The sequence below is a fragment of the Bradyrhizobium sp. SOJA106 genome (assembly GCF_059448745.1).
In genome coordinates, this window is the sequence record NZ_CM182549.1 from 6,764,772 (window position 1) to 6,785,249 (window position 20,478).

Genomic DNA, 20,478 nt, shown 5'->3' on the forward strand with positions numbered 1-20,478 from the left:
GCAACAGCGGGAGCCTTCATGGTTCGCCCGGCGATGCGCAGCATCGTCCGGAGCTCACCAAGAGGGTCAGGAAGGAAGGACAACAAGAAAATGCCACTCGCCGGGAAGGGAATGCTGCTGACGTCGATGAATGTCGACGCCGCCGATGAGGCCGATTTCAACCGCTGGTACGATCGCGAGCACCTGGAAGAGCGCGTCGCGATCGAGGGTTTCCTGGAAGCGCGGCGCTATGTCGCGCATGCGGCCAATCCCAAATATCTCTGCCTGTACTCGACCGCGACGCTCGATGTGCTCGACAGCCCCGCCTACAAGGCGCGGCTCGCAAGCCCGACCGACTGGTCGCGGCAGACCATGGCGCGCTTCAAGGACATGCTGCGCGTGGTCGCGCGCATCACTATCAGCAACGGCACGGGGCGCGGAGCTGGGCTCGGCGTGGTGCGGCTGCGGCCGGATGCCGACAATGCCGCTGCATGGCGTGATGCACTGCGAGAAAGACTGGCGCCGGACACGCGCGAGGGCATCATCTCGATGCATCTGCTCGAAAGCGAGCCGGAATTGTCGGGCGCGACGGCGGGAATTCCGGCGACGCGCAACGACGGCGCGCGCGACTGGTTCGTGCTGATCGACGGCACGCATGTCGGCGCGGTCTCGGCCGTGATCGCCGAGCGCTTCACCGGCCCTGCCGCATCGCCCTTCCCGCTGCCGGTCTCGGTCGGCACTTACTGCCTGATGTGGGATCTCGCGAAGAGCGACATCGCGCGCAGCTGAGGCGCTGACACGCACCGCAACATATTGCACCGCACGCAGATCGCACACAGCGTCAATGCCGTGCGCGCGCAGCTCCCATGAAAGACGGTGATCGCCCAAATTTGCCGTTGTACTTCGGAGCGGTTCTAATAAGCTAACCCAATGACGTCATTCAGAAACCAGATCGACGCGCGTTAAGCGTCCGCCAAGCTCAAGAAGAGGCCGCCGGGTCCTTTGAGCCTGCGCGGACAGGGTAGGAATGAAACCGACCGATATCGCGGCCCCCGACTACTTTCACAAAGTGGTCGATTGCCAGTGGGCCTGTCCTGCGCACACCCCGGTTCCCGAATACATCCGACTGATCGCACAAGGCCGCTACAGCGACGCCTATATGATCAATTGGAAATCGAACGTGTTTCCCGGCATCCTGGGACGCACCTGCGATCGTCCCTGCGAGCCGGCGTGCCGGCGCGGACGCGTCGAGGAAAATCCGGTCGCGATCTGCCGCCTCAAGCGCGTCGCCGCCGACTTCAAGGAGGATATCAAGCAGCGCCTGCCGAAGCCCGCGCCGAAGAACGGCAAGCGGATTGCGCTGGTTGGCGGCGGCCCAGCCTCGCTGACCGTCGCGCGCGATCTCACCCCGCTCGGCTATCACTGCACGGTGTTCGATGCCGATCCGGAAGCCGGCGGCATGATGCGCACGCAGATCCCGAAATTCCGCCTGCCCAATTCCGTCATCGATGAGGAGACAGGCTACATCCTGGATCTCGGAGTCGAGTTCAAGGGCGGTCACCGCATCGAGAGCATGAAGGCGCTGCTCACGGAGAAATATGACGCGATCTTCGTCGGCTCCGGCGCGCCGCGCGGCCGCGAGCTCGACATCCCCGGCCGGAAGGAGGCCGCCGCCAACATCCACATCGGCATCGAGTGGCTGGCCAACGTGTCGTTCGGCCATACCGACAGAATAGGCAAGCGCGTCATCGTGCTCGGCGGCGGCAACACCGCGATGGATTGCTGCCGCACCGCGCGCCGGCTCGGCGGCGAGAAAGTCACGGTGGTCGTGCGTTCCGGATTCGAGGAGATGAAGGCCTCGCCCTGGGAGAAGGAGGACGCGATCCACGAGGATATCCCGATCCTCAACTACATGGTGCCGGTGGCATTCAAGCACGTCGCCGGCAAGCTGATCGGCGTCACCTTCCAGCACGTCAAAGCCGAATACGACGCAAGAGGCCGCCGCAATCTGGTGCCTTCGGGCGATCCCGATCAGACCATTCCCTGCGACGACGTGCTGGTTGCCGTCGGCCAGGAGAACGCCTTCCCCTGGATCGAGCAGGATTGCGGCATCGAGTTCGACAAATGGCACATGCCCAAGGTCGATCCGAAGACGTTCGCCTCGACCAATCCGAAGGTGTTCTTCGGCGGCGACGCCGCGTTCGGGCCCAAGAATATCATCTGGGCGGTGGCGCACGGCCATGACGCCGCTCTGTCGATCCACAAGATGCTGTCGGGCGAGGACATTACCGAACGGCCGCTGCCGGAGGTGCACGTCTCATCGCAGAAAATGGGCATCCACGAATGGAGCTATGACAACGACATCTCCAACGACAAGCGCTTCAAGGTGCCGCATCGCGACAAGGTGATCGCGCTGAAGGACATCCGCGCCGAGGTCGAGCTCGGCTACGACGTCAAGCTGGCACTGGGCGAAGCCGAGCGCTGCCTGAACTGCGACGTCCAAACCGTGTTCTCGACCTCGCTCTGTATCGAATGCGATGCCTGCGCCGACATCTGCCCGATGGATTGCATCACCTTCACCAATAATGGCGAGGAGAGCGACCTGCGCCAGCGGCTGAAGGCGCCCTCCCTGCACCCGGACCAGGACCTCTACGTCTCGTCCGATCTCAAGACCGGGCGCGTGATGGTGAAGGACGAGGACGTCTGCCTGCATTGCGGGCTGTGCGCCGAGCGTTGCCCGACCGGAGCCTGGGACATGCAAAAATATTTCATCGAGATGACGCACGCAGGATCATCATGCCCGACAAAAAGCCGATCAGCAGCGTAAACGACTTCGTCGTCCGCTTCGCCAACGTCAACGGCTCGGGCTCGGCCAGCGCCAACGAGATGTTCGCCCGCGCGATCCTGCGTCATGGCGTGCCGGTGTCCCCGCGCAACATCTTCCCCTCCAACATCCAGGGCCTGCCGACCTGGTACGAGGTGCGGGTGACGGAAGACGGCCATCTCGGCGCCCGCGGCGGGGTCGACATGATGGTGGCGATGAACCCGCAGACCTGGGACAAGGACGTCGCCGGCATCGAGCCGGGCGGCTACCTGTTCTACGATTCTACCAAGCCGATGCCGTCGACCAAGTTCCGCGACGACATCACCGTGATCGGCGTGCCGCTCACCGCCATCACCAACTCGACCTATACCGATCCACGCCAGCGCCAGTTGTTCAAGAACATCATCTATCTCGGCAGCCTCTCGGCGCTGCTCGACATGGATCCGAAGCTGATCGAGCAGCTGATCGGCGAACAGTACAAGGGCAAGGAGAAGCTGCTCTCCTCCAACGTCCATGCGCTGCATCTTGGCCGCGACTGGGCGCTGCAGAACCTGAAATGCCCGATCGGCCTTAGGGTGAAGAAATCCGACAAGGTCGGCGACCGCATCTTCATCGAGGGTAACAGCGCTGCCGCGCTCGGCGCCGTCTATGGGGGCGCCACGGTGTGCGCGTGGTATCCGATCACGCCGTCTTCATCGGTGGCGGAGGCGTTCACCGCCCACTGCAAGAAGTACCGGCACGATCCGGAGACCGGCAAGGCGAAATACGCCATCGTGCAGGGCGAGGACGAGCTGGCCTCGATCGGCATCGTGATCGGCGCCTCCTGGAACGGCGCGCGCGCCTTCACGGCGACCTCAGGTCCCGGCATCTCGCTGATGACCGAGTTCATCGGCCTTTCCTATTTCGCCGAGATCCCGGCCGTGATCATGAACATCCAGCGGGCCGGGCCCTCGACGGGCATGCCGACCCGCACCCAGCAATGCGACATCATCGCCTGCGCCTATGCCTCGCATGGCGACACCAAGCATGTGCTGCTGTTTCCGGAAGATCCGGCCGAGGCTTTCGAGTTCGCGGCGGCCGCCTTCGATCTCGCCGAGCGGCTGCAGACCACGATCTTCCTGATGCTCGACCTCGACATCGGCATGAACAACCGGCTCTGCCGGCCGCTGAAGTGGGACGACGCAAGGCAATACGACCGCGGCAAGGTGATGACCACGGAGATGCTGGAAGAGGGGCGCGACTTCGGCCGCTATCTCGATGTCGACGGCGACGGCATCCCCTACCGCACCTATCCCGGCGCGCATCCGACCAAGGGCTCCTACTTCACCCGCGGCACCTCGCGCGATCGCTATGCGCGCTATTCCGAGGAAGGCCCTGTCTATGCCGACAACATGCAGCGCCTGGTGCGCAAGTTCGAGACCGCGCAAGACCTGGTGCCGCGGCCGCTGCAGGCCAATGCGGAACGGCCGACCAAATACGGCGTGATCTATTTCGGTTCGACCTCGCCGGCAATGGACGAGGCGATCGGCCTGTTGGAGGCACGCGGACATCAGCTCGATCGCCTGCGCATCCGCGCCTTCCCGTTCCATTCGAGCGTCGCGAGCTTCCTTGCCGAGCACGACTTCGTCTATGTGGTCGAGCAGAACCGCGACAGCCAGCTGCGCCAGCTCATCGTCAACGAGAACGGCATCGACCCGGTGCGGCTCGTGCCGATCGTGCATTACGACGGCACGCCCATCACCGCCCGTTTCATCGCAAAAGCCATTGGCGACCACCAGGATCACCTCAAGGTGACCCCGCTGCGCAAGGCCGTGTCATGATGCGCGCGTTGCTCTCTTCGGCCTCGTGCCGGGCATACTCATTCTTCCCCACGAAGTCATTCCGGGGCGATGCGAAGCATCGAACTATGGTGCGCAATTGCGCACCTGAGAATCTCGAGATTCCGGGTTCGCCCTTTGGGCGCCCCGGAATGACGGAAAAAGCTGGCGCGTGGATGGCCGGGTCAAGCCCCGCCATGACGGCCGTGGGATCGCGGGTGATCTAATGACCTACATCGCAAAACCGAAATTCCATCATCCTGGGCTGAAGAAGAATGAGCTCGGCTACACGCATCGCGACTACGAAGGCAAGATTTCGACGCTGTGCGCCGGCTGCGGCCATGATTCGATCACGGCCTCGATCATCGAGGCCTGCTACGAGCTCTCGATCGAGCCGCACCGGGTCGCGAAGATCTCTGGCATCGGCTGCTCGTCGAAGACGCCGGATTACTTCCTCGGCAATTCGCACGGCTTCAACTCCGTGCACGGGCGCATGCCCAGCGTGCTGACCGGTGCCAATCTTGCCAACCGCGACCTGATCTATCTTGGCGTCTCCGGCGACGGCGATTCCGCTTCGATCGGCTTCGGGCAGTTCGCGCACTCGATCCGGCGCGGCGTCAACATGACCTATATCGTCGAGAACAACGGCGTCTACGGCCTGACCAAGGGCCAGTTCTCGGCCACCGCCGACCGCGGCTCGAAGAGCAAGAAGGGCGTCACCAACACTGACAACGCCATCGACCTGGTCGCGATCGCGCTGCAACTTGGTGCCACCTTCGTGGCGCGCTCGTTCTCCGGCGACAAGGCCCAGCTGGTGCCGCTGATCGCGGCCGCGATCCGCCACAAGGGCGCGTCCTTCATCGACGTCATCAGTCCCTGTATCGCCTTCAACAATCATGCCGGCTCAACCAAGAGCTTCGACTATGTCCGGGAGCACAATGACGCGGTGAACCGGCTCGACGTGCTGATTGGCCGCGATCCCATCGCCGTCGACTATGCGCCGGGCACGGTGCAGATGGTCGAGCAGCACGACGGCAGCAAGATCGCGCTGCGCAAGATCGACGCCGATTACGACCCGCACGACAGGCTCGGCGCGCAGACCTTCCTTGCGAAGCACGCCGCCAAGGGCCAGATCGTCACCGGGCTCCTGTATGTCGATCCTGACGCGGAGGATCTGCACGAGCATCTCAACACGGTCGAGACGCCGCTCAACACGCTGGAAGCGGACGCGCTGTGCCCGGGCTCGGCGGTGCTGGACAAGATCAACGCCAGCCTGCGGTGATTACTTGCCGGAGACGGGCTGCCGGACACGTATCGTGATCTTGTCCGATACCACCGGCGGCTCGAATGGATAGTGCTTCGCATCGCCCAGTACCAGTTGCAGCGTGTGCGTGCCGGGCGGCAGTTCGAGCATGGTTTCGGTCTGCCCTGCGCCGAAATGCAAATGCGACTTGTCCTGGGGGATCGGCTCCTTGGGATCGATGGGGTCGTTGACGTCAACCAGCAGATGGTGATGACCCGCGTTCTGGTAATCGTCGCCGGCATGCGTCACGCCCATGTTGCGCAAGCCGAACCGGACCCAAAATCCACCGCGAACCTTCTGCCCATCACGCGGCGTGATGAAATAGAGCTTGGCATCCTTGGGCGCGGTCTTGCCCTGCGCATACGCCGCACCCGGGAGCAATGCGATCGCGGTCGCAAGTGCGACACAGGACAGGATCTTCATCAATTGTACTCCGGCAATCACGGACTGAGCGCGACGCGGAATCCGTGCGTTGGATAACGGACATTGGTGTCGTAGCCATCGCGGTTTGACGGCCGCACATATCTCGAATCGTTCTTCCAGGAGCCCGAGCGCAGGACGTGCGAGGAGCAGTCGCCGCCGGTCCATGCCGAGCCGTCGCCGGGCGCGCCCTGATAGCTTCTGTGCCAGCAATCCTCGACCCACTGGTCGATGGCGCCGCCCATGTCGTACAGCCCGAACGGATTGGGCTTGAAGCTGCCGACCTTCGCCGGCTGCTCGGCTGCGAGCTCGCCGCAATCCTTGCACCCGGCCATGCCCGGCTGGAGCTTGTCACCCCACCAATACTTGCTCGTTGTTCCGCCGCGCGCCGCATATTCCCATTCGGCTTCGCTCGGAAGCCGATAGGGCTTCTTCGTCGCCTGGGAGAGATAGGCCACATATTGCTGCGCATCGCTCCAGCTTACATTGCTGACCGGCGCATCGTCCTTACCGATCGCCGCGAAGGAGCACGCCTTCGCCGCGGCGCAGTCGTTCCACTGCTGCACGGTTACCGGATATTTGCCGATCGAGAACGGCTTGACCGTGACCTGGTGGACCGGACGTTCGGTCGGATCATCATTGCTTCCCATGGCGAAGCTGCCGCCGCGAATGGCGATCATTTCGGGTTCGCGGACGGGTATCGCCGATGGGCTGGGTACCGGTGAGGGCGGCGGAGGTGCCGAAGCCAATGAGGGAGACGGCTCCGGCGTTTGCGCCGCCGCTTCGCGTGGAGCGGGCTGCGCGCTTGGAGATGCGGCCGGCGCGACAGTCGGCGCGGCGGCCTGCTCGTTCCGCCTGCCAGCCGGCTGTGCCAGCAGATACCAAAGCACGCCGGCCGCGATGATCAGCACGCTGACGCCGAGGAAAAAGATCAAGGCATTCTCGCGCCGGCTTCGCGTGCTGCCGACCGCGTCTGCGTCCGGCAGCACGCGATAGACCCGCACCGGATCGGTGATGTTCTTGACCTTCCGGTCGCCAAGCGATTCATAGCCGCACACCACCTTGTGCTTGATCTGCTCGTAGATCGCGCCGGAGATGTAGACCTGGCCCGGCTCGGCAATGCCTTCGATGCGCGTGGCGATGTTGACGCCGTCGCCATAGATGTCGTCCGGCTCGACGATGACATCACCGAGATTGACGCCGATCCGGTATTCGATCCGCGAATGCTTCGGCTGCGAGGCGTTGCGGCCGACGAGATTTTGCTGGATGACGATGCTGCATCGAACAGCCTCGACCGGACTATCGAAAACCGCAATGAAGCCATCGCCCGTCGTCTTCACCAAGCTTCCATGGTGCTCGACGATGCTGGGCATGATGAGATCCCGCTCGATCCGCTTGACGCGGGCGTGCGTGCCCTCCTCGTCAGCCTGCATCAGGCGACTGTAGGAAGCGATATCGCCGACAATGATCGCTGCGAGACGCCGAGGCAGCGTCCCGCTCGGAGGCGGCTCACCCTGATTCCCGGACCTGAAGTTGCGAATCTCGCCCATCGCGGGGACTCCACGCACGACAAAAGGCGGCCCCACCCTAAAACTTCCGAAAGCAATCGTCTGTGAAGGCTATCACATTGACGAATTGGGACAATGTTGAAGGCTGCGCGGCATTGAGTTCCCCGGGAGCGAAGGCTTCGCTTCGATTGAACCTTCCCGGCCTGAGGTTCGACTAAGGCCGTGCATGGAACCGCACAGCCTCGCCCCGCATCGCGCGCGTATGGGCGTCGAACGCGTTGCGCGTGCGGCGACTGCCACCACGCAGTGCTTCGCGAAAGCGACGCGTCCGTCTCGGCTGCGGCGTGGACTAGCTGACCGGCTCGGGCTCGGCTGCGACGCGGCCCGAATAAGCGAGGCGGCCGGCCTTCCAATATTGCCTGCAGGTCTCGAACAGCGTTTCGCCGTCCATGGTCAGGCCGCTCGGATTGATCAGCACGCCCTCGGCGCCGACCGTCTTGTTTATCATCGAGATGATGCGCTTCAGAAAACCGGCGTCGAAGCGGTCGGCGACAAGGGGATCAAGCTTGAGCACCACGATCTTCTGGTTGCGAAACTGCCAGACCGATATGTCGCGCACCGATCTCCAGGCGATGGTGTCATCGGCGATCCTGGTGTCGCGAATGCCGACGCGCGTGATGAAGACGACGGGCGCCCTGGAGAAGAGCAGCGTCCACAGCGTCCGCAAGGTGACAAGGCCGAACAGCGCGAGCCCGACATAGCAGACCGTGATCTGGAACGGCGTGAGGGTCTTGATCGGAAACCAGTTGAATGCGATCGCGGCACACAGCAGCGTCATCAGCACGCCGGCGGCCAATAGCTTCAGCAGCCGCACCAGGGAATAGCCGACCGCGAGATTGGGCAAGTTCTGACTTACGGACATTTTGACCGCCACCAGCCTTTGCAACAATCTGGGGGTTTATCAGCGCCCCTCCTTCCAGACTGTTAAGCCTGGAACCTTGCGCGAGGCTGCCGGCGGGAAAGGGGGGCCCGGCACCGCTTGAACGCGCTCCGCGCCGCCCGCGACTAACCGCCAACCCGCCCACTCTCCCTGCCGGGCCACGGCTCACACATCTGGTGCGATCATGAAGCTTGCCCTCGTCCTTCCGCTTGTCCTTGCCGCCTTGGTCGGCGCCGTCCGCGCCGAGGAGGCTGACGACATCCGCCAGGCGAGCAAAGCCGAGGCCGAGAGCTTCAACGCGCGCATGTATGCGGGCGCACCCGGCAACAAGGCCTATGCCTGCTTCGTGCGCCGCTACGATGCCGAGCATCTGGCGCGGCATCCGAAGCAGAAGGTCGCCGCGATGAAGCTGCTGGTCTCGGCCGAATTGGACAGGGAGGACAAGGAGCTGCACAACTCCTTCCGCCTCGGCTTACGGTACCGCCATCGCAGCGGCGATTTCGATTCCAGCGGCGACTGCCATCACGTCGTGTTCGTGAAAGACGGCAGCGAGATCCGCCTCGGCTGCGGCGTCGACTGCGAGGGCGGCGGCATCGGGGTCGCACTGTCGAAGGACGACAAATCCGCCGTCGTGCGCCTCGCGCGGGTCAGGGTCTGGCTGCACAACAAGCCGGACGACGAGGCCGAGGGATCGCTGGAGGCCGGCGCCGACGACGGAATCTTCCGTCTCGACCGCACCGACATCAGCGAATGCGCCTCACTGGTGACCGACCGCAAGGAACTCGCGGCGCTGCGCCACAAGTGATATCTGTCCGGCAAAATCAGCTTAGTCGAAAGAAGATCATCATGAACCGCCGCAACATCTTGTGGAGCGCAGTTTCGGCTTTGGGCGCAGCGCTTGGCGCCTCGCGCGCACAGGCCGCGATGCAAGCTCCGCCGTCGACCAAGCTAAAGGTCGTCTATCACCTCAGCGACGCCGAGAAGGTCAATTTCGTGCTCGGCAACATCCAGAACCATATCGACGGCGTCGGCGGCCCCGACCACGTGACGATCGCGCTGGTGATCCACGGCCCCGCGCTGAAAGCGTTTCACGCGGCGCAGGCCAATCCCGACGTCAGCAAGCGCGTCATCGAATTCGCGAAGGGCGGCGTCGAGCTCGCCGCCTGCGCCAACACCATGAAGGCGCAGAACGTGACGCTCACGGAGCTGTTGCCGGGATTCGTCAGCGCTGAGAAGGGCGGCGTGGTTCGTTTGGCCGAGCTACAGTCGCAGGGGTATCTTTACTTGCGGCCGTAGGGCACCGGACCTTCCAGGTAATCGGTGCGCCCCATCCCAACTCATCTCTATCCGCACTTGACTTACCCATAACCCCACGGTTATGAATTAATCCATAACTTTTTGGTTATGGATTCCGCATGTCCGCTGCCCACGACCTCCTGTTCAGGACGCTCGCCGATCCGACCCGGCGGGCGATCTTCGAGCGGCTGTGCCGCGAGGGCGAGCAGACGGTCGGGGCACTGACGGCGCGATCCGGCGTTTCGCAGCCGGCGGTCTCGAAACATTTGGGTGCGCTGAAACAGGCCGGGCTCGTGCGCGACCGCCATGAAGGACGCCAGACCCATTACAGCGCGCAGCCCGGCGCGCTCAATCCGCTGATCGACTGGACCAGCCAGATGGCCGGCTTCTGGCAGAGCCGGCTCGATGCGCTCGATGACTTGCTGAAGAGGATGGATCAATGACTGAAACACGCTCTGTCGTCGTCGAACGCGAATTCGCCTTTCCGGCCGAGCGGCTCTGGCGCGCGCTGACGCAGCCGCATCTGATCGAGGAATGGCTGATGAAGAACGACTTCAAGCCGGTCGTGGGCCACAGATTCAATTTGCGCGGCGAATGGGGCGGTGTGCTGGACTGCGAGGTGCTCACCATCGAGCCGGAGAAGACCCTCGCCTACACCTGGAATTTCTCGCACGAGGACGCGGCGTTCGATCTCAAGAGCATCGTCACCTTCACGCTGACGCCGACGGGCGCTGGTACGCACTTGCGCGTCGAGCAGGCGGGCTTCAGTCCGACGCAGAAGCAGGCCTATGGCGGCGCGCACGCCGGCTGGAAGCAGTTCTTCGCAAAACTGGACGAGTTGCTGGCGCGGGAAGCTTAGCCCGCCGGCCCCCATTCCAATCTTTTTCCAAAGGAGGTCCCAATGAGCACGCATATGTGGATTCGGCAGATTCATCGCTGGCTGTCGATGGCTTTCACGCTCATGGTCATCGCGAATATCGCCGCGATGACCATGCAGGTCCAAGCCGTCTGGATCGGCTTTCTCGCGCTCGTCCCCCTGATCCCCCTGCTCGCGACCGGGCTGTATCTGTTCGCATTGCCCTATGTCAGCCGCGGCAACGCGTGAACGAGGCGAGATGATGAAGAAAGCCGAGCCCGCAAGGAAGAGCAGCACGAAGGACGTGGAAGGAGCTTCGCCCGCGAAACTCATCGACGGCAGGATCAAGGAGCTCGGCGACTGGCGCGGCGAGATGCTGGGGCGCATCCGCGGCCTGATCAAGGAGGCCGATCCCGGGGTTGTCGAGGAATGGAAATGGCGCGGCGTGCCGGTGTGGGAGCATGATGGCATCATCTGCACCGGCGAGACCTACAAGGAGGTGGTGAAGCTGACCTTTGCCAAAGGCGCGGCGCTGGATGATCCGGCCGGCCTGTTCAACTCCAGCCTCGACGGCAACGTACGGCGCGCGATCGATATTCGCGAGGGCGCACAGATCAACGAGAAGGCGCTCAAGGCGCTGATCCGCGCGGCGGTGGAGCTGAATGCGGGCAAGAAGAAGGTGGCGAAGAAGCGATCGGCTTAGAGCATGTCCGATCGATGCAAATTCCTGGTCGCGACCTGAGCAAGTGGCCCATCCTTCGAGACGACCGCTTCGCGGTCTCCTCAGGATGAGGCTATGGGCAGCATCCCTATCTGTCGAAAATGCTGCCGCACACTCCGTCCTCATCCTGAGGGCCCGCCGAAGGCGGGCGTCTCGAATGATGGGCCGCGGGTGAGCTATCCGCGACGTCGATACTCTGGAGGCCAGCCGTCTCAGGCCACCGCGGCGGGAATCGGGCGCGGGCTCACGACGTATTCGCGCAGGACCTTGTCGTTGGCGTCGACCTCGATCAGGGAGACGTCGTAGGTCCAGAGATCGGCGAGATGCTGGAGCACGCGCTTGGCGTCGGTCTCGTTGAGCTGCGAGCCCTTGATGACGTGGTGATGCAGGATCAGCCGGCGGTCGCCGGAAAGATCGACGTCCACCACCTCGATATTGGCGTCGATGAAGCCGACGTCGTGCTGGCGCGCCAGCTCGCGGCGGACGCGGCGGAAGCCGCGCTCGTCGTGGATGGCGTCGACCCTTATGCCGGCGCGCTCCTCGGGATCGTCGTGCAGGTGGAACATGCGGAAGTGCCGCATCAATTTGGGGCTCAGGAACTGGCCGATGAAGCTCTCGTCGCGGTAATTGGCCCAGACATCGCGCAGCACGCCCATCACGTCGCCCTTGCCGGCGATGTCGGGGAACCACTCGCGGTCCTCGTCCTCCGGCCTGGTGACGATGCGCTCGATGTCCTGCATCACGGCAAAGCCGAGCGCATAAGGATTGAACCCGGAGAAGCGCGGGTCGTCGAATTCGGGCTGGAACACCACATTGGTGTGCGATCCCAAAAATTCGAGGAAGTTGCCGTCGGTGATGCGGCCCTGCTCGTGGAGCTTGGTCATGATGCGATAATGGACGTAGGTCGCCGTCCCCTCGTTCATCACCTTGGTCTGGCTCTGCGGATAGAAATATTGCGCGATGTGGCGGACGATGCGCAACAGCTCGCGCTGCCAGGGAGCGAGCCGCGGCGCGCTCTTCTCCAGGAAGTAGAGCAGGTTTTCCTGCGGCAGGCCGAGCAGCTTGCGGCGGCGCTCGATGCTGAGCGCCGAGCGGCTCTTGGCGGCCCCCTTCGGCACGGTGCGCCAGAGGTCGTTGAAGACCTCCTCCTCGTGCTGGCGGCGGCGCCCTGCCCGCTTCTCCTCGGCGCGCAAATCCAGCTTCTTCTTGCCGGGATAGCGGTCGATGCCGTGCGACATCAGCGCATGGGCGGCGTCCAGCGTGCGCTCGACCTCGACGCGGCCGTAGCGCTCCTCGCAGGTCGCGACATAGTTCTTGGCGAAGTCGAGATAGTCGAGGATGCCTTCGGCATCGGTCCACTGCTTGAACAGATAATTGTTCTTGAAGAAATGGTTGTGGCCGAAGGCGGCGTGCGCGATCACCAGCGTCTGCATCGTCGCCGTGTTCTCCTCCATGAGGTAGGAGATGCAGGGCGAGGAGTTGATCACGATCTCATAGGCGAGCCCCATCAGGCCCTTGCGGTAGGACGCCTCGTGAAACGCGAAATGCTTGCCGAACGACCAGTGCTTGTAGAACAGCGGCATGCCGACGGACGAATAGGCATCCAGCATCTGCTCGGCGGTGATGACCTCGATCTGGTTCGGATAGACGTCGAGGCCGAGATCCTTCAGCGCCACCTCCTCGCAGGCATCGGTGATGCGCTGCAGGGTGCGGAAATCCCAATCCGCGCCTTCGAACAAGCGTTCCGTCATGGAGCGGCTTTCTCCTGTGAAGTTTCGCGGCGCTGGAACAGATCGTGGAATACCGGAAAGATCTCGCTGCGCTCCGAGACCTTGCGCATCGAAAGCGGTGCGCCGCTGTTGCGCAGCCGGTCATAGAGAGTCCAGAGCGAGGAATCGGAAAGATCGAAGGCGCTGCCGCCTGACTCCCCGACCTCGAGATAGGCGAAGAACTGGCAGACCGGCAGGATCTTGTCGGTCAGCAGCATGCCGGTGAGCTCGCCGTCGGAATAGGAATTGTCGCCGTCGGAGGCTTGCGCTGCGTAAATGTTCCAGTCCGCCGGATTGAAGCGCTCGCGCACGATCTCATGCATCGCCTGCAGCGCGCTGGAGACCAGCGTGCCGCCCGAGGCCGGGCCATAGAAGAAGGTCTGCTCGTCGACCTCCTCGGCGCGGTCGGTATGGCGGATGAAGACGATCTCGACATGCTTGTAGCGCCGCTTCAGGAACACGTAGAGCAGCATGTAGAAGCGTTTGGCCAGATCCTTCATGTGCTCGGACATCGAGCCCGACACGTCCATCAAGCAGAACATCACCGCCTGCGCCACCGGCCGCGGCACCGTCTCGAAGCGGCGATAGCGGATGTCGAGCGGATCGATGAAGGGAATGCGCTTGGACTTCGCCTTGAGCTTGTCGAGCTTCTCGATCAGCTCGGCGCGCAGATCCTCGTCGGTGCAGGCAGCGATCTCGGCCTCCAGCTCCTCGATCTCGCCCTTGCGTGGACGGCGGAGCGCGATGCGGCGGGCGAGCGCGAGCTGCACGGTGCGGCTCACCGAGATGTTGGCCGGCGAGCCCGACGTGGTGTAGCCGGCGCGCTGGATGCCCTCGCTCTCGGTCTGCGCGATCTTGCGCTTGGCAAGATCCGGCAGCTCGAGATCGTCGAGGAAGAGATCGACGAACTCGTCGCGGGAGAGCACGAAGCGGAAGGCGTCCTCGCTGTCGCCCTCGCCCGGCCCCGAATCCTTGGCGCCGCCCTGGCCGGAGCGCTGGAGATAGTCGCCCTCAATGAACTTCTTGTTGCCGGGCAGCACCATGTCGCGCGTTCCGCCTTCGCGGCGGAAACGCGGCTCGTGCATGCCGTCGAGCGGGATCGTGACCTCACCACCCTCCAGGACGTCCTTGATGTCGCGTTCCTGCGAGGTCTTCTTGACGGCGCCCTGCACCAGGGATTTTGCCCGACGCAAGAACCGCTGCCGGTTCTCAAGGCTCTTGCCGCCTGGATTCAGGCGCCTGTCAATAATATGAATGGCCACGTTCCCATCCGCCTCAACCGGCCTGCTTCACGCGCATGTACCATTCGACGAGACGGCGAACCTGACGCTCGGTGTAGCCGCGCTCCACCATGCGTGCGACGAACTCGCCGTGCTTCTTCTCCGTCTCGCCGTCCTTCTTCGACCCGAAGGAGATGACCGGAAGCAGGTCCTCGACCTGAGAGAATATCCGCTTTTCGATCACGTCGCGAATCTTCTCGTAGGAGGTCCAAGTCGGATTCTTGCCGCCGTTCTGGGCCCGGGAGCGTAACGAGAATTTGACGACCTCGTTCCGGAAATCCTTGGGGTTGGCGATGCCCGCCGGCTTCTCGATTTTGGTCAATTCCTGGTTCAACAATTCGCGATCCAGGAGCTGGCCGGTGTCGGGATCCTTGAAGTCCTGGTCCTCGATCCAGGCGTCGGCGTAGTCGACGTAGCGGTCGAACAGGTTCTGGCCGTAATCCGAGTAGGATTCGAGGTAAGCCTTCTGGATCTCGTTGCCGATAAACTCGGCATAGCGGGGCGCGAGCTCCGCCTTGATGAACTCGAGATAGCGCTTCTCGACCTCCTCGGGCAGCTGCTCGCGGCGGATCGCCTGCTCCAGCGCGTACATCAGGTGCACGGCATCGGCGGCGACCTCCTGCGGATCGTGGTTGAAGGTGGCAGCCAGGATCTTGAAGGCGAAGCGGGTGGAGACGCCGTCCATGCCCTCGTCGACGCCGGCGGCGTCGCGATATTCCTGGACGCTGCGCGCCTTCGGATCGGATTCCTTCAGACTCTCGCCGTCATAGACCCGCATCTTGCCGAACAGCGTCGAGTTCTCGTGCTTGCGCAGGCGCGACATCACCGAGAACCGCGCCAGCGTCTCCAGCGTCGAGGGCGCGCAAGGCGCGGCCGCGAGCTCGGAGCCCTGGATCAGCTTCTCGTAGATCTTCTGCTCCTCGGTGACGCGCAGGCAGTACGGCACCTTGATCACGCAGATGCGGTCGATGAAAGCCTCGTTGTTCTTGTTGGCCTTGAAGCTCGCCCACTCCGCTTCGTTGGAGTGCGCGAGGATGATGCCGGTGAACGGGATCGCGCCGATGTTCTCGGTGCCGATATAGTTGCCTTCCTGCGTTGCGGTCAGCAACGGGTGCAGCATCTTGATCGGCGCCTTGAACATCTCGACGAATTCGAGGATGCCCTGGTTGGCGCGGTTGAGGCCGCCGGAATAGCTATAGGCGTCCGGGTCGTTCTGCGCGTAGGTCTCGAGCTTGCGGATATCGACCTTGCCCACCAGCGAGGAGATGTCCTGGTTGTTCTCGTCACCGGGCTCGGTCTTGGCGATCGCGATCTGGCGCAGCCGCGACGGCTGGATTTTTGCGACTCGGAACTGAGAAATGTCGCCGCCGAAGGCTTCCAGGCGCTTGTAGCACCACGGGCTCATCAGGCCGGTGAGGCGCCGGCGCGGAATGCCGTACTTCTCTTCCAGCATCGGACCGAGTTGATCGGGATCGAACAGGCTGAGCGGACTCTCGAACACCGGCGAGAGTTCATCGCCGGCCTTGAGCACGTAGATCGGATGCACTTCCATCAGCGACTTGAGCCGCTCGGCGAGCGAGGATTTGCCGCCACCGACCGGGCCGAGCAGATAGAGAATCTGCTTGCGTTCCTCGAGGCCTTGCGCGGCGTGGCGGAAGAAACCGACGATGCGCTCGATGGTTTCCTCCATGCCGTAGAAGCCGGCGAAGGCCGGATAGGTGCGGATGGTGCGATTCAAAAAAATACGGCCAAGGCGTGGGTCCTTGGCCGTGTCAATCGTCTGAGGCTCACCGATCGCCGCTAGGAGCCGTTCGGCCGAGTTCGCGTATTTCATGGGATCGCTTCGACACGATTCCAGGTATTCCGCCATCGACATGTCGTGCTGGCTTCTCGCCTCGAACGACCGAGCGAAAGCGTTGAATAGAGAATCGTTGTACATGATCCCTCTCCGCGTGAGTTCCGCTACAAGCTGAAACGAAAGCAGTTACCGGACCGTTCCTCAGGCCGTTTCGAATCAGCGTGAGCACATGACGATCATTGGACACCCTGGTGCCAACTCGACGCAACGCACAACGTAGGCACTCCATGAGTTACGAACAGGCACATGCCTGTAATTTGTGCGAATCTATGCCTATATTGGCTCATTTCCAGAAAATGTCACTTGGTCGCAACATCCGGGCTTTACCGGGGATGAGTCCATCCGGCGCCGCAGCATAGCGAACCGCGGGCGGCGATCTTATGACGCTTCTACGGCGAAGCCTTGGGGATCGTTTGCATCGCTCGTTCATCTTCCTGCTGCAATGCAGTGCGACCGTTGGCAGCATGATAGTCGCGACAAGCGCGCAGCAACGTATCAAAATCGGTCGCCAAGCCCTCCGGCTGGATGACGATCCGATCGCTCTGCGCCAGGCGGGCCAAGCCGCGGATGGTGCAGAGCTGTCGCCGCAAGGCCGGCGTCGGCGTCAGCACGATCATCTTGTGCCCGCGGCTTTCCTCAGCCGCAGGCGTGTCGCGCATTGACTGATTGCGAGATCGCACGACGCCTCGACGCTAGCGGCCGGCGCGATCGATTGCTGGCTATTGGCAGTGGCGAATGTAACGCCGTCAGTTGGTGTGTGCATGCAGTCCCCAGCATGACCATTCGAGACCGCCTACGGCGATGTGGCCGACGCTACCAACAAGACCTCGGCCGAAGCTTTCGGCGAGCGACCTTTTACACAACACGGCTACACCCGCCTGGATCGCCATGATCGCGACGGAGTTACACTGAGAGGGAGTTACACTGAGAGTATGACGCAGATACCCTTGATTGGTTCCCTCCCGGGAGCATGTAAGCTAGAGGATAGCGCGTCAGGACCGGCGCGGAAACCCCCTCGCCCGCAGGCTTGGAGATAAATAAGCACCATGAATCCCGTCAAAGAACTGGAAAAGCACGGACAAGCCGTCTGGCTGGACTTCCTCGCCCGTGGCTTCATCGCCAACGGCGACCTGAAGCGGCTGATCGAGACCGACGGCGTCAAGGGCGTCACCTCCAATCCCTCGATCTTCGAGAAGGCGATCGGCAGCTCGGACGAGTACGACGCCCCGATCGGCAAGGCGCTGAAGCGCGGCGACCGCACCGTGGCCGACCTGTTCGAGGCGGTCGCGGTCGAGGACATCCAGAACGCCGCCGACGTGCTGCGCCCGGTCTATGACCGCCTCAAGGGCGGCGACGGCTATGTCAGCCTGGAGGTCTCGCCTTATCTGGCGATGGACACCGCCGGCACTGTCGCCGAGGCGCGGCGGCTCTGGAAGGACGTCAGCCGCAAGAACCTGATGGTGAAGGTGCCGGCAACGCCCGAGGGCCTGCCGGCGATCGAGCAGCTGATCGGCGAAGGCATCAGCATCAACATCACCCTGCTGTTCTCCAAGGCGGTCTATCTCGAGGTGGCGGAGGCCTATCTCGCGGGCCTGGAGAAATACGTCGCCGGCGGCGGCGATCCGTCGCACGTGGCGAGCGTTGCCAGCTTCTTCGTCAGCCGCATCGACACCATGGTCGACAAGCAGCTGGACGAGAAGATCGCACGCGCCAATGATCCATCCGAGAAGGAACGGCTCGCCGCGCTCAAGGGCAAGGTCGCGATCGCCAACGCCAAGCTGGCCTATCAGGACTACAAGCGCCTGTTCTCGGGTCCGCGCTGGGAGAAGCTCGCGGCCAAGGGCGCCAAGCCGCAGCGCATGCTGTGGGCCTCGACCGGCACCAAGAACAAGGACTACAGCGACGTGCTCTATGTCGAGGAGCTGATCGGCCCCGACACCATCAACACCGTGCCGCCGGCGACGCTGGATGCGTTCCGCGATCACGGCAAGCCGCGCGACAGCCTGGAAGAAAATATCGACGACGCAAGGCGCGTGCTGGAAGAGCTGGAGCGCTCCGGCATCTCGCTCGACGCCATCACCGAGGAGCTGGTCAAGGACGGCGTCAAGCAGTTTGCGGACGCCGCCGACAAGCTCTATGGCGCGGTCGCCCACAAGCGCGCCACCGTGCTCGGACCCGCCATCGACCGTCAGCAGCTTTCGCTCGGCGAGGGACTGGGCAAGGCCGTGGCCAAGAGCACCGAGGAATGGCGCGCATCCGCCAAGATCCGCAGGCTGTGGCAGCGCGACAAATCGGTCTGGACCGGCACCGACGAGGACAAATGGCTCGGTTGGCTCGACAGCGCGGCGAAAGCCGACGTGGCTGACTACGAGGACTATGCGAGCCGGGTGAAGGGCCAAAAGTTCTCCGATGCCGTCGTGCTCGGCATGGGCGGATCGAGCCTCGGGCCTGAGGTGCTGGCCGAGACCTTTGGCAAGAAGCCGGGCTTCCCGAAGCTGCATGTGCTTGACTCCACCGATCCCGCGCAGGTGCGGGCGATGGAAGACAAGATCGACATCGCCAACACCGTGTTCATCGTGTCCAGCAAGTCCGGCGGCACCACCGAGCCGAACGCGATGAAGGATTACTTCCACGAGCGCGTCGCGCAGGCGGTCGGGCCAAAGGTGAAGACCGGCCACCGCTTCATCGCGGTGACCGATCCCGGCTCCTCGCTGGAGAAGGCGGCGAAGAAGCTGAACTACGCCCGCATCTTCCATGGTGAGCCCTCTATCGGCGGACGCTATTCGGTGCTCTCGCCGTTCGGTCTGGTGCCGGCGGCGACCGCCGGCATCGACGTCAAGACTTTCATCAAGCACGCGCTGGCGATGGCCCGCTCCTGCGGCCCGGACGTGCCGCCGAGCGAAAACCCGGGCGTGCAGCTCGGCCTCGCCATGGGGCTTGCCGGCCTCGAAGGCCGCGACAAGGTGACGATCCTCGCGTCGAAGAAGATCGCGGATTTCGGCGCCTGGGCCGAGCAGTTGATCGCGGAATCGACCGGCAAGGAAGGCAAGGGGCTGATCCCGATCGAGGGCGAGCCGCTGGGCGAGTCCGCCTCTTACGGCAACGATCGCTTCTTCATCGACATCCGCACCGAAGGCGAAGCGGACGCCGCACATGACTCCAAGCTTGCCGCGATCGAGGCGGCCGGCCATCCCGTGGTGCGCATCGTCCTGAAGTCGATCGACCATCTCGGCCAGGAGTTCTTCCGCTTCGAGATGGCAACCGCGGTGGCAGGCTCGATCCTCGGCATCAACCCGTTCGATCAGCCCGACGTGGAAGCGGCCAAGATCAAGACCCGCGAGCTTACCGCCGCATTCGAAAAGACCGGCGCTTTGCCGGCCGAGGAGCCGGTGGTCAGCACGGATGAAGCCGATCTCTACACCGATGAGGCCAACGCCACGGCGTTGCGCAGGGCCGGTGCCAATGGCGACCTCACCTCATGGCTGAAGGCGCATCTGTCCCGCTCGGGCGATGGCGACTACGTCGCCCTGCTCGGCTACATCGCGCGCGACAAGACGACGATCGACGCGCTCCAGGCCATGCGGCTCGAGGTGCGCGAGAAGCGGCATGTGGCGACCTGCGCCGAGTTCGGCCCGCGCTTCCTGCACTCGACCGGGCAGGCCTACAAGGGTGGGCCCGACAGCGGCGTGTTCCTCCAGATCACCGCCGACGACGCCAAGGATCTGGCGGTGCCGGGCCAGAAGGCGAGCTTCGGCGTGATCAAGGCGGCGCAGGCGCGCGGCGATTTCGACGTGCTCACCGAGCGCGGCCGGCGCGCGCTTCGGGTGCACCTCAAAGGCCCGCTCAAGAAAGGTCTCGCGACGCTAAATGCGGCGCTCAACGACGCACTGAACTGAGGGAATCTCTC

Annotated in this window: 17 protein-coding genes and 1 pseudogene; 11 read left to right on the forward strand and 7 right to left on the reverse strand. The window is 63.3% G+C overall.

Annotated features, from left to right (window positions below; all coding sequences use genetic code 11):
• The first annotated feature begins 90 nt into the window (after nt 1-90).
• The 4 genes from AC5V87_RS31920 to AC5V87_RS31935 all read left to right on the forward strand — a co-directional run bounded on the left by AC5V87_RS31920 (nt 91) and on the right by AC5V87_RS31935 (nt 5,902).
• The gene (locus AC5V87_RS31920; protein WP_495368864.1) at nt 91-768 is read left to right on the forward strand and encodes a hypothetical protein; all 678 of its coding nucleotides are present in this window, start codon (nt 91-93) and stop codon (nt 766-768) included.
• A 238-nt stretch (nt 769-1,006) separates the two neighbouring features.
• Entirely contained in the window at nt 1,007-2,806 is a 1,800-nt protein-coding gene (locus tag AC5V87_RS31925; protein ID WP_495368865.1) for an FAD-dependent oxidoreductase, read from the forward strand.
• A complete protein-coding gene (locus AC5V87_RS31930) occupies nt 2,776-4,623 on the forward strand; it encodes a 2-oxoacid:acceptor oxidoreductase subunit alpha (RefSeq protein ID WP_495368866.1) in 1,848 nt (615 codons plus the stop codon). Before AC5V87_RS31925 ends, AC5V87_RS31930 begins: the two co-directional genes overlap by 31 nt.
• Nucleotides 4,624-4,846: 223 nt before the next feature.
• Nucleotides 4,847-5,902, forward strand: a complete 1,056-nt coding sequence (locus AC5V87_RS31935; RefSeq protein WP_495368867.1) for a 2-oxoacid:ferredoxin oxidoreductase subunit beta — start codon at nt 4,847-4,849, stop codon at nt 5,900-5,902.
• Here AC5V87_RS31935 and AC5V87_RS31940 read toward each other — a convergent pair whose 3' ends face one another.
• The 3 genes from AC5V87_RS31940 to AC5V87_RS31950 form a co-directional block, all read right to left on the reverse strand.
• Entirely contained in the window at nt 5,903-6,346 is a 444-nt protein-coding gene (locus tag AC5V87_RS31940; RefSeq protein WP_456843127.1) for a DUF4399 domain-containing protein, read from the reverse strand.
• Between the two features lie 17 nt (nt 6,347-6,363).
• Nucleotides 6,364-7,893, reverse strand: coding sequence for an SUMF1/EgtB/PvdO family nonheme iron enzyme (locus AC5V87_RS31945; RefSeq protein ID WP_456843126.1), 1,530 nt, complete (start codon nt 7,891-7,893; stop codon nt 6,364-6,366).
• A gap of 307 nt (nt 7,894-8,200) precedes the next feature.
• Nucleotides 8,201-8,773, reverse strand: a complete 573-nt coding sequence (locus AC5V87_RS31950; protein WP_495368868.1) for an STM3941 family protein — start codon at nt 8,771-8,773, stop codon at nt 8,201-8,203.
• Between the two features lie 202 nt (nt 8,774-8,975).
• Here AC5V87_RS31950 and AC5V87_RS31955 point away from each other — a divergent pair, with 202 nt between their 5' ends.
• The 6 genes from AC5V87_RS31955 to AC5V87_RS31980 all read left to right on the forward strand — a co-directional run bounded on the left by AC5V87_RS31955 (nt 8,976) and on the right by AC5V87_RS31980 (nt 11,646).
• Entirely contained in the window at nt 8,976-9,596 is a 621-nt protein-coding gene (locus tag AC5V87_RS31955) for a hypothetical protein (RefSeq protein ID WP_495368869.1), read from the forward strand.
• Between the two features lie 41 nt (nt 9,597-9,637).
• Complete coding sequence (locus tag AC5V87_RS31960) at nt 9,638-10,087, forward strand: DsrE family protein (protein ID WP_456843123.1); 450 nt, start codon at nt 9,638-9,640, stop codon at nt 10,085-10,087.
• A 119-nt stretch (nt 10,088-10,206) separates the two neighbouring features.
• Nucleotides 10,207-10,530, forward strand: coding sequence for an ArsR/SmtB family transcription factor (locus AC5V87_RS31965; RefSeq protein ID WP_495368870.1), 324 nt, complete (start codon nt 10,207-10,209; stop codon nt 10,528-10,530).
• On the forward strand, nt 10,527-10,946 hold the full coding sequence (locus AC5V87_RS31970; RefSeq protein WP_495368871.1) for an SRPBCC family protein: 420 nt from the start codon (nt 10,527-10,529) through the stop codon (nt 10,944-10,946). The genes AC5V87_RS31965 and AC5V87_RS31970 overlap by 4 nt, the downstream gene beginning before the upstream one ends.
• A 42-nt stretch (nt 10,947-10,988) precedes the next feature.
• Nucleotides 10,989-11,192: a hypothetical protein gene (locus AC5V87_RS31975; RefSeq protein WP_456843120.1), complete on the forward strand. Its 204-nt coding sequence runs from the start codon at nt 10,989-10,991 to the stop codon at nt 11,190-11,192.
• A gap of 13 nt (nt 11,193-11,205) precedes the next feature.
• On the forward strand, nt 11,206-11,646 hold the full coding sequence (locus tag AC5V87_RS31980) for a DUF1801 domain-containing protein (RefSeq protein ID WP_456843560.1): 441 nt from the start codon (nt 11,206-11,208) through the stop codon (nt 11,644-11,646).
• Between the two features lie 230 nt (nt 11,647-11,876).
• Here the strand turns inward: AC5V87_RS31980 and AC5V87_RS31985 are convergent, their stop codons facing one another.
• From AC5V87_RS31985 to AC5V87_RS32000, 4 genes and pseudogenes are all read right to left on the reverse strand, one after another.
• Nucleotides 11,877-13,415 (reverse strand): SpoVR family protein, encoded by a 1,539-nt coding sequence (locus AC5V87_RS31985; protein ID WP_456843119.1) that lies wholly within the window; start codon nt 13,413-13,415, stop codon nt 11,877-11,879.
• Nucleotides 13,412-14,689, reverse strand: coding sequence for a YeaH/YhbH family protein (locus tag AC5V87_RS31990; RefSeq protein ID WP_495371983.1), 1,278 nt, complete (start codon nt 14,687-14,689; stop codon nt 13,412-13,414). The genes AC5V87_RS31985 and AC5V87_RS31990 overlap by 4 nt, the downstream gene beginning before the upstream one ends.
• A gap of 19 nt (nt 14,690-14,708) precedes the next feature.
• Complete coding sequence (locus AC5V87_RS31995; protein WP_456843118.1) at nt 14,709-16,652, reverse strand: PrkA family serine protein kinase; 1,944 nt, start codon at nt 16,650-16,652, stop codon at nt 14,709-14,711.
• Nucleotides 16,653-16,949: 297 nt separating this feature from the next.
• A pseudogene (locus AC5V87_RS32000) lies at nt 16,950-17,215 on the reverse strand (hypothetical protein); the annotation flags it as partial.
• A 402-nt stretch (nt 17,216-17,617) separates the two neighbouring features.
• On the opposite strand from AC5V87_RS32000, the gene AC5V87_RS32005 reads away from it, so the two are divergent.
• On the forward strand, nt 17,618-20,467 hold the full coding sequence (locus tag AC5V87_RS32005) for a bifunctional transaldolase/phosoglucose isomerase (protein WP_456843116.1): 2,850 nt from the start codon (nt 17,618-17,620) through the stop codon (nt 20,465-20,467).
• Nucleotides 20,468-20,478: the final 11 nt, after the last annotated feature.